This window comes from Dactylosporangium sp. CA-152071, assembly GCF_050936335.1.
Lineage (GTDB): Bacteria > Actinomycetota > Actinomycetes > Mycobacteriales > Micromonosporaceae > Dactylosporangium > Dactylosporangium maewongense.
The window spans coordinates 2,192,654-2,206,906 of sequence record NZ_JBNJMZ010000002.1 but is presented as its reverse complement, the minus strand read 5'-3'; the positions used below and the strand labels follow the sequence as shown (position 1 = coordinate 2,206,906).

The window sequence follows — 14,253 nt, the reverse complement described above, 5'->3', positions numbered from 1 at the left end:
CTGATCGGCCGCCGCGGGGCCGGGTTTACGAAGTCGCACCAACGCGGCAACCCGGAACGCCGCGCCGCCCGTCCCACAGGGGTGAAGACGTCGGACGAAGCAGAGTTCCGCGACTACGCGGGGCCACGGATGGCCACCTGGCGCCGGACCGCGTTCCTGCTGTGCCGCGACTGGCACCTCGCGGACGACCTCGTGGCGACGGTGCTGGACAAGCTGTTCCGGCAGTGGCACCGCCGGGACTCGATCCACAGCCTCGACGCGTACGTCGGCGGCATGCTCGCCCGCGCCGTCGTCGACGAGCACCGCCGTCCGTGGCGGCGCGAGGTGCCCGGCGACGACCTTCCGGCGCCCGACCCGCCACGGCACGCCGACGCGACCGTCGAGCGGCTGACCCTCGACACCTACCTGGCGCAGCTCGGCCCGCGGCGGCGGGCCGTGCTGGTGCTGCGCTTCTACTGCGACCTCTCCGTCGAGGAGACCGCTGAGATCCTCGGCGTCTCCGTCGGCACCGTGAAGAGCCAGACCGCCCGCGGCCTGGAGACCCTGCGCGCCCTCGCCGCGCCACCGACCCCGACCCCGGTCCCGACCGTCAGGCAGGCATGATGAGCCACCAGCAGCTGTTCGACACCGTCCTCAGCGACGAGCCCCCGGCCCGCGACACCCTCGACACGCTCGTGCGCCGCTCCCGGCGCCGGGTCCGGCACCGCCGCCTCGCGACCGCCGGTGGCGGGGTGGCCCTCGCCGCGTTCGCCGCCGCGTTGATCCTGCCGGGGGCGGCGCCACCGGCCCTGACCGGCGCCCCGCCGAACACGTTTCCGACCGCGCCGGAGCAGACGGCGAGCGGCCTGCTCGGGCTGAAACCGGTCGAGCCCCTCGAGTCCGCCGTCGAGCGGCTCGCCGGGACGGTCCCGGTGGTGGTGGCGCAGGTCGTCCCGGGGGCGCGGGTCGTCGGGCGCCCCACCGTGGAGCGGCGGGTGGTGCCGGCCGCCGCCGGCTCGCTCGAGGAGACCTACGCGTACGTGGTGACCGCCGACGTGACCGCCGGCGGCGTGACGGGCGCGCTGCGGATCACCATGGTGCGGCAGTACGCGGCGTCGGTGACCACCTCGTGCCACCCCACCCCCCGCACGATCACCGTCAAGCCGGACCTGCTGCCGCCGTACACGGCGTACGCGTGCATCCCGGAGGACGGGGTTCCGTCGTACACGACGGAGACCCACCGCGACGAGCGGCCCGGCATGATCCGCAACGTGGCGCGGCACGAACGCGGCGACGGCAGCACCGTCGAGGTGTCCGTCAGCAACGAGCCGTCGCTCGCCGGCGATCCGCCCCTGACCGGCGTCCAGGCCGTCGAGATCGCCCGCGACCCGCGGCTCACCCTGTACCCCGCCTGACCCGGTCGGGTGGACACGGCCGCCACATCAACGGCGTGTCCGGACAAAACGGGCATACTCGTCGCTGTGCAGAGACGCTGGACCCTGCTCGCCTGCGCGCTGGTGCTGCTGACCGCGGCGGCGTGCGGCGGGGCGGACGACACGGACACCGCGGGCGGCCTGCCGGCGAGCGCCGGCGGGTCGCAGGTGTGCGTCCCGTCGGCGGTCGCGCCGCCGGCGGCCCCGTCAGCGACCCAGTCAGGCGCGGCGGACACCCCGGCCACCCCGGCCACCCCGGCCGAGGTGCAGGCGTTCCTGGGGACGCTCACCGAGTCGCAGCGGACCCAGGCCCTGCACGACGACGTCCTGGACGCGAAGCGGTGCAGCTGGTCCAGCCGGCCCGACGGCGAGTTCACCGGGCGCACCGGCCTGCGGCTCGGCGACCTCGGCGACGCGCAGCGGGCGGCCGCGCTCGCCGCGCTGCGCGGCGTCCTGTCCGCCGGCGGCTACGCCAAGGTGCTGCGGCTGATGGACGCCGAGGAGGGAGGGCGGGACGGCTTCCACATCGCGCTGTTCGGCCAGCCGTCCGGGACGCAGCGGTGGACGCTGCAGTTCGGCGGCCCGCACCTCGCGGTGCACGTGACGACGGGCGGCGGCACGGTCAGCGTCTCCCCGTACTTCAGCAGCGCGCCGCCGGCGGCCACCACCGCCAGCGGCCGGGCGGACAAGCCGTCGGCGCGCCGATCGCCGTCGCGGGAGCCGAGCCCGGACGTGTTCGCGCTGTTCAAGTCGCTCACGATCGAGCAGCAGGCCGGTGCCAGGCTGCCCGGCACCTACGACGACGTCGTCATGGGACCCGGCGCCGACACCGGCTATCCGGTGCGGGCGGGCCTGCCGTTCCCGAGACTCGACGCCGGACAGCAGGCCATGGTGCGGGCCGTCATCAAGGGCCTGGTCGGGGACGCCGCCGCCGAGCTGGCGCAGCCGCTGCTCGACCTGTACGCGACGCAGCTGGACCAGACCACGATCGGCTACGCCGGCACGGCCGACCCGAGGAGCGAGAACGCGTACTTCCGCATCGACGGCCCGCGGCTGTGGCTGGAGTGGGCCAGCACGCCCGCGGGCGGGCTGCATCAGCACGCCCTGTACCGCGACAAGGGGCTCGACTACGGCACGGGTGCCGGATGATCCGCCGCCTCCTGCAGGCCGCCGCGCTCGCGGCCGTCATCCTCGTCCTCCAGGCGTTCCTGCCGGCGTCCGCGCACGCGCACGACCCCGGCACGACGCTGCTCTCCGTCGGGTCCTCGGGCGACACCGACCTGGAGATCACGGCGCAGATCCCGTTGTCGCGGATCGACCTGGCCTACCACACCCGGCTCGACTCCGACCCGGCCCCTGCCGTGCGGGCATCCGCGAACTGGCTGGCCACCGTGGTCCGCGACCGGGTCCGGCTCACCGCCGCGGACGGCGCCACCTGGCCGGTCACCGTCGACGACGTCGCCGCGGACCGGCAGCGCGGCCTCAACACCGCCCGGGTCCGGCTCACCGCCGCGCTGCCCACCGCCGCCACCCGGGCCCGCTCCGCCGAGCTGCGGTGGGACGTGGTGACGGACGTCGTCTACTCGCACAAGGTCCTCGTCACCGCCGACGGGCGGACCTCGCTGCTCACCCACCAGACCCCGGTCGTGCGGCTCGCCGTGCCCGCCCCGCCACCGGCGTCCGTGCCGGCGGCGTCGATGCTGCACGCCGGCTTCGAGCACTTCCGGCAGGGCGCCGACCATCTGCTGTTCCTGTGCGTGATCGCCCTCGCGGCCGCCCGCCGCTCGCTGCGCCGCGCCCGGCTGCGGGCCAGGGTCACGCTCATGGCCGGGATCACCGCCATGTTCACCGCCGGGCACTCCGTGAGCCTCGCGCTCGCCTCGCTCGGCTGGGTGTCGCTGCCCACCCGGGTGGTGGACGCGGGCATCGCGCTCACCATCGTCGTGGCCGCCGCCCACGCGGTGCGCCCGGCCCTGTCGGCGCGCACCGAGCTGGCCCTGACCGCCGTCTTCGGGCTCGTCCATGGTCTGGGGTTCGCCGGTGCGTTGCAGCGCCTCGCCCTGACCGGCACCGACCTCATCCTGCCGCTGCTCAGCTTCAACCTCGGCCTGGAGGCGGCGCAGCTGCTCGCGCTGGCGCTCATCGCCGTGCCGGTCGCCGTGCTGGCCCGCTCCCCGGCGGTGTCGGTGACCCTGGCCGCGTCGGCCGCGGCGGTGGCCACCGGCTGGGTCGTGGAGCGGGCGTTCGACCTGACGAACCCGGTCCAGCCGCTCACCGGCATGCTGCTCGGCACCCCGGAACGCCTCGCCGGCGCCCTCTTCGCCGCCGCCGCGGTCCTGTTGATCGCCAGGGCGACCCGCCCGGAGGATGCTCCGCGCGAGCTTCCGTGATCCGGAAGACTTCTGGCCGCCAGAACGACAAGAAGTCTTCCGGATCATGCGGGGTCAGGACGCGAGGCGGTGGAGCAGGAGCGCCGTCATCGCCCGGACGCCGACGCCGATGGCGCGCTCGTCCGCGGTGAAGTCGAGCGCGTGCGGCACGCCCTGCTCGCCGACGCCGAGGTAGAACATCGTGCCGGGCATCCGGTGCAGGAACAGCGCGAAGTCCTCCCCGCTGAACGGCCACGCGGCGTGCATCGTCATGACCGCGTCGACGCCCGGCTGCTCGCGCAGGTGCGCCGCCGCCGCCTCGGTCAGCTCGGGCGAGCAGACCATGGCGGGGAACGGCGGCTCGGGGAACGTGATCCGCGCACCCGCCTCCGTGGCCAGCCGCCGCAGGTCGTCGCGCAGCTCGGGGTGGCGCTCCTCGGGCCAGGCCCGCACCCAGACGTCGGCGGTGACCGGGTCCGCGTCCGCCGCCAGCTGCGACCCGGTCAGGACGAACCGGGCCAGCGGCCCGTCCGGGGTCTGCAGCGCGGCCAGCAGCTCGACGAAGTCCGCGTCGGACTCGGGGCGCCGTACCGTCGACATCGCGGCGATCCGGTCCAGCAGCGCGCGTCCCGCGTCGGCGCCGGGCAGCTCCAGGTGGCACACGTCGAGCCCGGAAAGCCCGGCGCCGGGCATGGCGGCGAACACGCCGACCGGCAGGGGCCCGCAGTGCAGCGCGTACGCCTCCTCCGGCAGGTGTGGCTCCAGGACCCCGTCGTCGAGCATCGCTCTGGCGCCCTCCAGGGTCTCCTCCGCCGGCTGGAACACCACCACGACCCGCCCCGCGAACCGGTCCCGCAGCCCGGCCAGGACCTCGGCCACGCCGACCCCGACCACGGTGTGCACGTCGTGCCCGCAGATGTGCGCGCCGGCAGTGCCCTGCTCGACCGCCACGGCGTCCATGTCCGCCCGGTACAGCAGCGTCCGCCCCTCCCGTGCGCCTTCGACCACGGCGACGACGCCGTGCCCGCCGACCCCGGTCCGCACGTCCAGGCCGGCGGCGCGCAGCCGCTCGGCCACCAGCCCGGCCGTCCGCCGCTCCTCACCCGCCAGCTCCGGCCACCGGTGGATGTCACGCCGCAGCCCGATCAGCGCCTCGTCCAGCGGTGCGGCCGTTGCATCGATACATGCATGATCCCAGTTCCCCGTCATGCGGCCGAGTGTAGATCCGCTCAGCGCTGCGCCTGGGCGATCACGCCGCGGACGTACTCGGGCTGGGAGACGTGCCACAGGACGATCGGGCGCGGTCCGCGGCGACGGCGGTTGACGTTGACGCCGGCCTCGTTGAACGCGTCCGTGAGGCCCGGGAACTCGCCGAACGCGATGCTGCCCGTGCCGCCGCGGGGGCGGTCCCGCACGACCGGCGGGGCGAGGGTGCTCAGATACGCCTCCGTGCGGCGCGTGAACGGCCGCCGCGACACCTCGACGACGCGGCGGTCCGTCACCGTGTACGTGGTGGAGCGCAGCCGCAGCGCCCGCACCACCAGGCGACCGGCGACGAGATACAGCCCGTACAGGATGAACGGGATGCCCCAGAGCACGAAGAACCCCGGCGCCCCGCCCCGCATCGCGGTCCGCTCCCAGAACACGGCGAAGCCCAGGAAGAACAGCGACATCGGCACGAGGAACAGGTCGGACCGGTCGAACAGCGGGTGGTGCTGCGGTTCACCGGTCCACAGGATCCGCTCGCCGGCGTTGAGCGTGATGTCAGCGGTCACGCGGGCATTGTCCGTCAGGTCCGGCCGGCGCGATGTCCCCCGGTCACGGGCCGGTGGCCACCGGACGGTCGGGGTCGGCGATCCATTCACTCCACGATCCCGCGTACAGGCGCGGCGTGAACCCGGCCAGTTCGAGGGCGAGGACCTCGTGTGCGGCGGTCACCCCGGAGCCGCAGTAGGCCGCGACCGGCCGGTCGCCGGTGACGCCCAGCGCCACGAACCGGTCCCGCAGTTGTGCCGGCGGCAGGAACAGCCCGTCGGGGTCGCTGTTGTCGAACGTCGGCGCCGAGACCGCGCCCGGGATGTGGCCGGCGACCCGGTCGAGCGGCTCGACCTCGCCGCGGAACCGGGGCCCGAGCCGCGCGTCGAGCAGCACGCCGCCCTTGAGGAAGTCCGGCACCTCGTCGACGGTCAGCAGGTCGTCGCGGGCGTCGCCGGCGGTGAAGTCGCCGGGCGGGACCGGCACGGGGTCGCCGGACCCGGTCGGCCGGCCGGCCCGGATCCACGCGGCGATGCCGCCGTCGAGGACCCGGACGTCGTCGTGGCCCCAGTGCCGCAGCATCCACCACAGCCGGGCCGCCACCGACGCGTCCCGGTCGTCGTAGACGACCACGGAGGCGCCGGAGTCCACGCCGAGCCGCCGCATCGCCGCCTGGAACGCCGCGGCGGTCGGCAGCGGGTGCCGGCCGCCGGAGCCGGGCGGCGCGGCGAGGTCGGTGTCGAGGTCGACGAACCGGGCGCCCGGCAGGTGCGCGGCCCGGTAGCGCTCCAGCGCTGGAGGCGGCTGCGGGGTCCACCGCGCGTCGAGCAGCAGGACGCCGTCCCCGACATCCTCAACCTGAACGAGTGGACCCATCAGACCGACCTCCGACGTGTAGCGACCAGAAGGTGATCCTATGCGCAGGCGGCGTCGGTGCCGGCCACGTTGACCGCCGTCCACGCCAGCTGCACCGCCTTGTACTCCGCGCCGCAGCTGCCGTACAGGTCGGCGGCGGCCTGGAGGGTGTAGGCGCGGGCGGTGTTGCCCGGGTTCTCGGCGCTGACGTAGCTGGTGTTGGAGATGAAGTACACGTCCAGCGCGCGGTACCAGATCTTCTCCGCCTTCGCCCGGCCGATGCCGGTGACGGCGCCCGCCTTGCCGCAGATCGGCGACGTGCCGAAGGCGGTCTTGCCGGTGCCCTCGGCCAGGTTGAAGTAGAAGTGGTTGCCCACGCCCGAGGACAGGTGCGGGTCGACGTTCGGGGTCTCGGCGGACCAGCAGCTGTGCGACCTGCCGTCCAGCGCCGGGTCGAACATGTAGCGCAGCGGCGTGCCGTTGCCGAAGATGTCGATCTTCTCGCCGATCAGGTAGTCGCCGGGGTCGGCGGGGTTGGCGGCGTAGAACTCGACCATGTTGCCGAAGATGTCGCTGGTCGCCTCGTTGAGCCCGCCGGACTCGCCGGTGTAGGTGAGGTCGCCGGAGACGCTCTTCTCGGTGATGCCGTGGCTCATCTCGTGCCCGGCGATGTCCAGCTGGACCAGCGGATGAGCGTTGCCGCGGCCGTCGCCGTAGGTCATCCGGCCCTTGTCCCAGAACGCGTTGACGTACTCGTCGCCGAAGTGCACCCGCGACGGCACCCCGCGGCCGTTGTTGTTGATCCCGCGGCGGCCGTGGACGGTCTTGAAGTAGTCGTAGGTGGCCGCGGCGCCGTAGGCGGCGTCGACGGCGGCCGAGGCCGGGTCGTCGTTCGTGCCGGTGCCCCAGGTGTTGTCGGCGTCGGTGAAGAGCTTGCAGCTGCCGTTCTCGTCCTCCTGGTGCGCCATGTCGCAGACGGTGCCGCGGCCGCGCGTGGTGTCGGTGAGCCGGAACGTGGTGCCGAACCGCTGGGCGTCGATGCTGACCTTGCCGCTGTACAGGCTGTTGCCGGTGCCGGCGATCGTCTCGACCTCGTCCCAGGAGCGGACGACCCCGCCGGTGTGGGCGTCGGTGAGCACGTGCAGCCGCGACGGGGTCTGCCCGTCCTTGGCGACGCCCTCGACGACGCTCTCCCAGGTGAGCCGGCCGGTGCCGGTGGACGCGTCGACCAGCAGCCGGGGTGCGCCGGCGCCGGCGACCTTGCCGGTGAAGTGCGCCTTCGCCGCGGCCAGGGCGTCGGTGGCGGAGATCCTCGGCGTGACGTCGACCTGCAGCGGCTTGACGAGGCTGTTGGAGGCGCCCTTGTACGTGCCGCCGGGGCCGGTGTGCACGACGATGTCGCCGCCGTAGACGCGCAGCCCGCGGTAGGTGCGGGTGAACCGGACGTGGGAGCCGCCGCCGGCGCCGTCGACGCGGCTGCCGTAGAACGCGAACCGGTCCTCCGGTGTGGCCCGGACGTCGCCGCCGTGCGTGTCGAGGGCCTTGCGGGCCGGCGCGGCGGCGGGGTCCGCGGCCTCGGCCTGGGACGGGTCGACCGACGGCTCCGGGGAGGCCTCCTGCGACTCGTCGGAGGAGGCAGCGGCGCCGGAGGCGCCGGCGGACGGGGTGGACTGCGATGTAGGTGTGCATCCGGCCACCGCGACGGCGGAGACCGCCGCGACGACCGTGAGGAAATGGCGAACAGACATGGGATACAGAACGCAGGTTTCACATTGCCGGTTCGGCCGGGCGCAGGTCTTTGGCACGAAGCCGGGAGTTGCGTCGGGCACCTGTCGGATGGTTGACGCCGCCCGATATGTTCGTGGGCATCATCGAGACGGGGAGATGTGTGTTGGCAACCGCGTGGCGTCGACTCATCCGCCGGGCCGCCACGAGCCCGGGCCGGCTCACCACGCTGACCGCCGCCGTGGTCGTGCTCGCCGTCGCGTTCGGGCTGGCCGGGGTGCTCACCATGCGGGCCGGGGTGGGTCTGGTCAGCGACGTGACCGACCGCAGCGGGCCGCTCAGCCTGCAGGCGCAGGACATCTACCGGTCGCTGTCAGACGCCGACGCGACCGCCGCCAGCGCGTTCCTCGCCAACGGCGTCGAGCCGGCGGAGCTGCGCAAGCGGTACCTCGACGACATCGCCAGGGCGTCGTCGGCGCTGACGGCCGCGCTGCACAACGCCGAGGGGCGCAGCGCGGCGGCGCTCGGCGTCCTGGTCCGGCAGATCCCCGTCTACACCGGCCTGGTCGAGTCGGCCCGCACGTACAACCGGCAGGGCATCCCGCTCGGCGGCGCCTACCTGCGGGAGGCGTCGGCGCTGATGCGGCAGACGATCCTGCCGGCCGCCCAGGACCTGTTCCGGGCCGAGGCCGCGCGCCTCGCCGACGCGCAGCGGGCCGTCGCCCGGTGGCCGTGGACGGTGACCCTGCTCGGGCTGGCGCTGCTGGGCGTGCTGCTGCTGACCCAGCTGTACGTGACGCGCCTGACCAACCGGCGGCTCAACCGCGGCATGGTCCTCGCCACGGTCGCCGCGCTCGTCGCGTGCGGCTGGCTCGCGGTCGCCTCCGCGGGCGCGGCCGGCCACATCAGCGAGGGCCGCGACGCCGGGTCCGAGCAGGTCGGGTTGCTCGCCGAGGCGAGGATCACGGCGCTGCAGGCGCGCGCCGACGAGGGGCTGACGCTGATCGCCCGCGGCGACGGCAAGGCGTTCGAGCAGGACTTCACCGCCATGATGGAGGGGCTGGCCGGGCAGGACGGCCTCCTGCAGCGGGCGCGTGACCAGGCGCCCGACGCGGCGGCCCGGTCCGCGGTGGAGGCCGCGCAGCGGCACGCCGCCGACTGGCTGACCATCCACCGGCAGGTCCGCTCGCTCGACGACGGCAGCCGGCACGCCGAGGCGGTCACCCTGGCCACCTCCGGCGACGCCAGCGCGGCCGCCGCGGCCGGCCGGCTCGACGCGGCCCTCGCCGAGGGGATCGCCGGCAGCGGGCGGCACTTCGACCGGGAGGCGGCCGGTGCCGGGGACGCGCTCGGCGGCGCCGACGTGGCCGTCGCGCTGCTCGCCCTCGCCGTCGCGGCGGCCGCCGCGTTCGGCCTGAACCAGCGGATCGCGGAGTACCGATGAAGAAGCTCGCCGTGGCGGCCGCCGCCGTGCTCGTCCTCGCCGGCTGCGGGCAGACCCCGGCGGCGCCGCAGGCCGACAGCTCGGCCGCCGCGGCGGTGCCCTGGCCGCTGAACGTGCAGGACCCGGCCGTGCCGCCGTCGCCGCCGGCCACGCCGCCGCCGGCGTGCGACCCGCGGGCCAGCCTCCGGCCGCCGGCGACGCTGCCCGCGCCCGGGAAGATGCCGGCCGGCTCGGCCATGGCGACGATCGCCGCGCGGGGACGGCTGATCGTCGGCATCGACCAGAACGCGTACCTCACCAGCTACCGCGACCCGGTCACCGGCCAGGTCGTCGGCTTCGAGATCGACATCGCCCGGGAGATCGCCCGCGCGCTGCTCGGCGACCCCGACGCGATCCAGTGGCGGGCGATCACCACCGCCGACCGGATCCCGGTCCTGCAGCGGCGCGAGGTCGACATGGTCATCCGCACGATGACCGCCACCTGCGAGCGGATGCAGCAGGTCGCGTTCTCCACCGAGTACCTGACGTCCGGGCAGCGGCTGCTGGTCAACCGCGGCTCCGGCATCAAGGACTTCGCCGACCTCGGCGGCCGCAAGGTGTGCGCGACGCGGGGCAGCACCAGCATCGTCACGATCATGAAGCAGCCGTCGAAGCCGGTCGCGGTCGCCACCGACAGCACCCTCGACTGCCTGGTCATGCTGCAGCAGGGGCAGGTCGACGCGGTGTCCACCGTGGACGTGCTGCTGCTCGGCCTCGCCGCGCAGGACCCCGGCACCGAGGTCGTCGGCGCCCGGATCAGCGACGAGCCGTCCGGCGTCGCGATGCCGCTGGAAACGCCCGACCTGGTCCGCTTCGTCAACGGCGTCCTGGACCGCATCCGGGCCAACGGCACCTGGACCACCATCTACAGCACCTGGTTCGCCAAGTACGGCCCGGTGCCGCCGCCGCCGCCCGCGAAGTACGTGGACTGACCGACCATGGTCACCGCCACCGACCGCGCCGTCGCCGACCTGACTGCCGCGCACGACCGGCTCGCGGCCGCGCTGTACACCGTGGACACCCACCCGGCGCAGGTGCTGCGCGACGTGCCGTTGCACGGCGCCACCGCCGCCGCGTGGCCCGGCGCCGACGTCGCCCGGCTGTGGTCCGGGTTCGTCGCCGTCCGCGACGTCCTGGAGCAGCTGCGGGCGCTCAAGGGGCGCTCCCGCGACGTCGCCACCGCCCGCATCCTCACCACACCCGTCGCCACCGACCCGCTCGACGGCCTGCCCTCACTGCCGCCGGCCGCCCTCCTCGCCGACCTCGAACAGCGGTGTGCCGGGACGGTCGCGGTGCTCGACCGCATCGAGGCGGCCCGCACGGCGCTCACCGGCCGGATCATCGAGCTCGACACGGCCCTCGAGGCGGCCGTCGCCGCGCACCATCGGGTCGGCGCCGACCACACCCCGACCACCGGACCGCTCCAGCAGCGGCTGCGGCAGGTGTACGGCGCCGCGCTCGGCGACCCGCTCACGATCGACGAGCCGGCCTGGACGGCGCTGCGCGACGACCTCACCGCCGTGGTCCGGCGGCTCGCCGACCTCGCCGCGCTGCGCACCGCGCTGCCGGCCCGCCTGACCCGCCTCGACACGCTCCTGGACGCGCTCACCGCCGCCGAGCAGCGGGCGCGCCGGGCGTACGCGGCCGCGGCCGAGAAGATCGCCGACCCCGGCCTGCCGGACCCGCCGGACGTCCACGACCGGTTCGCCGGCGAGGTCGCCGCCGCCGTCCGCGCCACCGACGCGCTCGACCTGGACGGCTGGCCGGCCCTCGACCGGCGGCTCACCGCCCTCGACCGCGACCTGACCGCCGCCGTCACCGCCGCCGAGGACCGGGCCACCGCGGCGACCGGCCTGCTCGACCGGCGCCTCGAGCTCCGCGGCCGGCTCGAGGCGTACCGGGCGAAGGCGGTCCGCCTCGACCGCGTCGAGGACCCCGCGCTGATGTCGCGGTATCAGGCCGCCCGCGACCTGCTGTGGACCGCGCCCTGCGACCTGCGGGCGGCGACCAGGGCCGTGTTCGCCTACCAGCAAGCGCTGTCCACCGAAGGGACCACGACATGAGGTGTACGCGTGCCGGCTGCCCGGGCTCGTACGACGAGGACGGCTACTGCGACGAGTGCGGCCACAAGCAGGCCGGTGTCACGGCTCCCGTCACAGCTCCCGTCACAGAGGCCTCGACGCCTTCCGCGCCGAGCTCGTCGTCGGGCCGCACGACCGGCCGCGGGCGGGGCGCGCCCGTGCTGGCCGCGCTGCCCGTCGTGCCGCGCCGCGACCCCGCCGCCGCGGTGCTGCCCGACCCGCAGGTGCCGGAGCACCGCCGGTTCTGCGGCAACTGCGAGCAGCCCGTCGGCCGCGCCCGCGGCGACCGGCCCGGCCTCGTCGAAGGCTTCTGCACGAACTGCCGCACCCAGTACAGCTTCCGGCCGTCGCTCCCGCCTGGCGCGGTCGTCGCGGGCCGCTACGAGGTGCTCGGCGCCATCGCGTACGGCGGCCTCGGCTGGATCTACCTCGCCCGCGACCGCAACGTCGGCGACGAGGTCAGCGACCGCTGGGTCGTGCTGAAGGGCCTCATCGACTCCGGCGACCCTGACGCCACCGCGGCCGCGATCACCGAACGCCGCTTCCTGGTCGAGGTCGACCATCCGTCGATCGTGAAGATCTACGACTTCGTGTCGCACCCCGACCCGCGCAGCGGCGACCGCGTCGGCTACATCGTCATGGAGTACGTCGGCGGCCTCTCGCTGCGCGACATCTTCCTCGCCCGCCCGGTGACCGGCGGGGTCCGCCAGCCGCTGCCGCTGCCGCAGGTCATCGCCTACGCGTGCGAGATCCTGCCGGCGCTGGGTTACCTGCACGAGCGGGAGCTGCTGTACTGCGACTTCAAGCCCGACAACGCGCTGCACACCGACCAGCGGGTCAAGCTCGTCGACCTCGGCGCCGTGCGACGCGCCGACGACGACGTCAGCGCCGTGTGGGGCACGGTCGGCTACCAGGCGCCGGAGGTCGCCACCGCGGGCCCGTCCGTCGCCTCCGACCTCTACACCGTGGCCCGGGCGATGGCGGTGCTCAGCTTCGACTTCCGCGGCTTCACCACCACGTTCGTCGACCGCCTCCCCGACCCGGCGACGGTGCCGTTGCTGTCGCAGCAGGAGTCGTATCACCGGCTGCTGCTGCGCGCCACGGACCCCGTGCCGGGCCGCCGTTTCGGCTCCGCCGCGGAGATGGCCGAGCAGCTCACCGGCGTCCTGCGGCAGGTCCTCAGCGCCGCCGACGGCCAGCCCCGCCCGGCGGTGTCGAGCCAGTTCACCGGCGAACGCAAGGCCTTCGGCACCGCGGCGGGCGTCGTCACGGCCGTTGAGGCGTCCGGCGACGGGCTCGACGGCGCCGAGGTCGTCGCGGCGCTGCCCGTCCCGACCGTCGACCCCGCCGACCCGGGGGCGGCGCTGCTCGCCACGATGCAGACCGCCGATCCCGGGATGCTGCAGGCGGCCCTGGCCTCCGCCGGCGCCGACGGGGTCGAGGTCGCCCTCGCCGTGGTCCGCGCCCGGATCGCCGCCGGCGACCTCGCCGGGGCCGCCGCCGACCTTGACACGATCACCGACGCGATCACCGACGCCGACTGGCGGGTCGACTGGTACCGCGGCATGGCCGCCCTCGCCGGCGGCCGTCCCGCGGACGCCAGGGCCGCGTTCGACGCCGTCTACGCCGCGCTGCCCGGCGAGCTCGCCCCGCAGCTGGCGCTCGCCGCCGCCGCGGAGGCCGGCGGCGACACCGACACCGCCCTGCGGCTCTACGCGGCGGTCTGGCGCACCGACCACGCCTTCGTCAGCGCCGCGTTCGGGGTCGCCCGGATCCTCGCCGACCGCGACGACCTGGCGGGCGCGGTCGCGATCCTCGACGCGGTCCCGGACAGCTCCAGCCATAGCGTGCCGGCACAGGTCGCCGCGGTCAGGGCGCGCCTCGCCGCCCCGGCCGACCGGCTCGCGGAGGCCGACCTGCTCGACGTCTCGGGCCGGGTCGAACGCCTCGGCCTCGACGTCGAGCGCCGCGCCCGCCTCACCGTCGAGGCGCTGCGCGCCGCGCTCACCTGGGTCCAGGCCGGCAACGCGGGCACCGCCGCCGTGCTGACCCACCGGCTGTCGGAGCGGGACCTGCGCCTGGGCTTGGAGCGCGCCTTCCGCGTCCTGGCGAAGGTCGCCCCCGACCGGGACGCCCGCATCGACCTCGTCGACCAGGCCAACCGTGTCCGCCCCCGGACGTGGCTGTGACCGCCCCCTGCCCGTCGTGCGCCACGCCCACCGCCGCTGGCGACCGCTTCTGCGAATCCTGCGGCACTCCGCTGACCGCCGCCGCGGACGCCGCCCAATCGGATGCGTCGGCTGCTCCTGCCGCCACTCCCACGGACGCTGGCCGATCGGATGCGCTGGCTGATTCTGCCGCCACCCCCACAGACGCTGGTCAATTTGATCTACAGCACATTGGTCAGCGTATGTCTGGGCAGCGGTCTGAACCGGCCCTGGGCGCCTCCCACGCAGACGTTGGTCAATTGGACGTGGGTCACATTGATCAGCGTATGTCTGGGCAGCGGTCTGAACCGGCCCTGGGCGCCTCCCGCACAGACGTTGGTCAATTGGACGTGGGTCACATTGGTC

At 74.8% G+C, this 14,253-nt stretch carries 12 protein-coding genes; 8 read left to right on the top strand and 4 right to left on the bottom strand.

What is annotated here, in order from left to right:
* Positions 1-81 precede the first annotated feature (81 nt).
* From ACQEVZ_RS49875 to ACQEVZ_RS49860, 4 genes are all read left to right on the top strand, one after another.
* A complete protein-coding gene (locus ACQEVZ_RS49875) occupies positions 82-603 on the top strand; it encodes a SigE family RNA polymerase sigma factor (RefSeq protein ID WP_344499528.1) in 522 nt (173 codons plus the stop codon).
* Positions 600-1,394, top strand: a complete 795-nt coding sequence (locus ACQEVZ_RS49870) for a hypothetical protein (protein WP_433382061.1) — start codon at positions 600-602, stop codon at positions 1,392-1,394. Before ACQEVZ_RS49875 ends, ACQEVZ_RS49870 begins: the two co-directional genes overlap by 4 nt.
* Positions 1,395-1,460: 66 nt before the next feature.
* Positions 1,461-2,561 carry a DUF3500 domain-containing protein gene (locus tag ACQEVZ_RS49865; protein ID WP_433382058.1) on the top strand — a complete coding sequence of 367 codons (1,101 nt, stop codon included), beginning with the start codon at positions 1,461-1,463 and terminating at the stop codon, positions 2,559-2,561.
* Positions 2,558-3,802, top strand: a complete 1,245-nt coding sequence (locus tag ACQEVZ_RS49860) for a HupE/UreJ family protein (RefSeq protein WP_433382055.1) — start codon at positions 2,558-2,560, stop codon at positions 3,800-3,802. The genes ACQEVZ_RS49865 and ACQEVZ_RS49860 overlap by 4 nt, the downstream gene beginning before the upstream one ends.
* A 54-nt stretch (positions 3,803-3,856) precedes the next feature.
* On the opposite strand, the gene ACQEVZ_RS49855 is transcribed toward ACQEVZ_RS49860, so the two are convergent.
* From ACQEVZ_RS49855 to ACQEVZ_RS49840, 4 genes are read right to left on the bottom strand one after another with little or no spacing between them, the layout of a single operon-like run.
* Positions 3,857-4,990 carry a M20 metallopeptidase family protein gene (locus ACQEVZ_RS49855; RefSeq protein WP_433382052.1) on the bottom strand — a complete coding sequence of 378 codons (1,134 nt, stop codon included), beginning with the start codon at positions 4,988-4,990 and terminating at the stop codon, positions 3,857-3,859.
* 20 nt (positions 4,991-5,010) lie between these two features.
* The gene (locus ACQEVZ_RS49850; protein ID WP_433382049.1) at positions 5,011-5,556 is read right to left on the bottom strand and encodes a hypothetical protein; all 546 of its coding nucleotides are present in this window, start codon (positions 5,554-5,556) and stop codon (positions 5,011-5,013) included.
* Between the two features lie 43 nt (positions 5,557-5,599).
* Positions 5,600-6,412 carry a sulfurtransferase gene (locus ACQEVZ_RS49845; RefSeq protein ID WP_354896179.1) on the bottom strand — a complete coding sequence of 271 codons (813 nt, stop codon included), beginning with the start codon at positions 6,410-6,412 and terminating at the stop codon, positions 5,600-5,602.
* Between the two features lie 38 nt (positions 6,413-6,450).
* Positions 6,451-8,139 carry a M4 family metallopeptidase gene (locus ACQEVZ_RS49840; protein WP_433382046.1) on the bottom strand — a complete coding sequence of 563 codons (1,689 nt, stop codon included), beginning with the start codon at positions 8,137-8,139 and terminating at the stop codon, positions 6,451-6,453.
* A 143-nt stretch (positions 8,140-8,282) separates the two neighbouring features.
* On the opposite strand from ACQEVZ_RS49840, the gene ACQEVZ_RS49835 reads away from it, so the two are divergent.
* The 4 genes from ACQEVZ_RS49835 to ACQEVZ_RS49820 are packed head-to-tail and all read left to right on the top strand — an operon-like array spanning position 8,283 to position 13,869.
* Positions 8,283-9,560: a hypothetical protein gene (locus ACQEVZ_RS49835; RefSeq protein WP_433382043.1), complete on the top strand. Its 1,278-nt coding sequence runs from the start codon at positions 8,283-8,285 to the stop codon at positions 9,558-9,560.
* The gene (locus ACQEVZ_RS49830; RefSeq protein WP_433382040.1) at positions 9,557-10,531 is read left to right on the top strand and encodes a glutamate ABC transporter substrate-binding protein; all 975 of its coding nucleotides are present in this window, start codon (positions 9,557-9,559) and stop codon (positions 10,529-10,531) included. Before ACQEVZ_RS49835 ends, ACQEVZ_RS49830 begins: the two co-directional genes overlap by 4 nt.
* Positions 10,532-10,537: 6 nt before the next feature.
* Entirely contained in the window at positions 10,538-11,662 is a 1,125-nt protein-coding gene (locus ACQEVZ_RS49825; RefSeq protein ID WP_433382037.1) for a hypothetical protein, read from the top strand.
* Positions 11,659-13,869, top strand: a complete 2,211-nt coding sequence (locus ACQEVZ_RS49820; RefSeq protein ID WP_433382034.1) for a tetratricopeptide repeat protein — start codon at positions 11,659-11,661, stop codon at positions 13,867-13,869. The genes ACQEVZ_RS49825 and ACQEVZ_RS49820 overlap by 4 nt, the downstream gene beginning before the upstream one ends.
* Positions 13,870-14,253: the final 384 nt, after the last annotated feature.

Coding starts and splice junctions, on each gene's coding strand:
- ACQEVZ_RS49840 (WP_433382046.1), bottom strand. CDS start 8,139: ATGTCTGTTCGCCATTTCCTCACGGTCGTCGCGGCGGTCTCCGCCGTC.
- ACQEVZ_RS49845 (WP_354896179.1), bottom strand. CDS start 6,412: ATGGGTCCACTCGTTCAGGTTGAGGATGTCGGGGACGGCGTCCTGCTG.
- ACQEVZ_RS49870 (WP_433382061.1), top strand. CDS start 600: ATGATGAGCCACCAGCAGCTGTTCGACACCGTCCTCAGCGACGAGCCC.
- ACQEVZ_RS49820 (WP_433382034.1), top strand. CDS start 11,659: ATGAGGTGTACGCGTGCCGGCTGCCCGGGCTCGTACGACGAGGACGGC.
- ACQEVZ_RS49860 (WP_433382055.1), top strand. CDS start 2,558: ATGATCCGCCGCCTCCTGCAGGCCGCCGCGCTCGCGGCCGTCATCCTC.
- ACQEVZ_RS49825 (WP_433382037.1), top strand. CDS start 10,538: ATGGTCACCGCCACCGACCGCGCCGTCGCCGACCTGACTGCCGCGCAC.
- ACQEVZ_RS49830 (WP_433382040.1), top strand. CDS start 9,557: ATGAAGAAGCTCGCCGTGGCGGCCGCCGCCGTGCTCGTCCTCGCCGGC.
- ACQEVZ_RS49855 (WP_433382052.1), bottom strand. CDS start 4,990: ATGACGGGGAACTGGGATCATGCATGTATCGATGCAACGGCCGCACCG.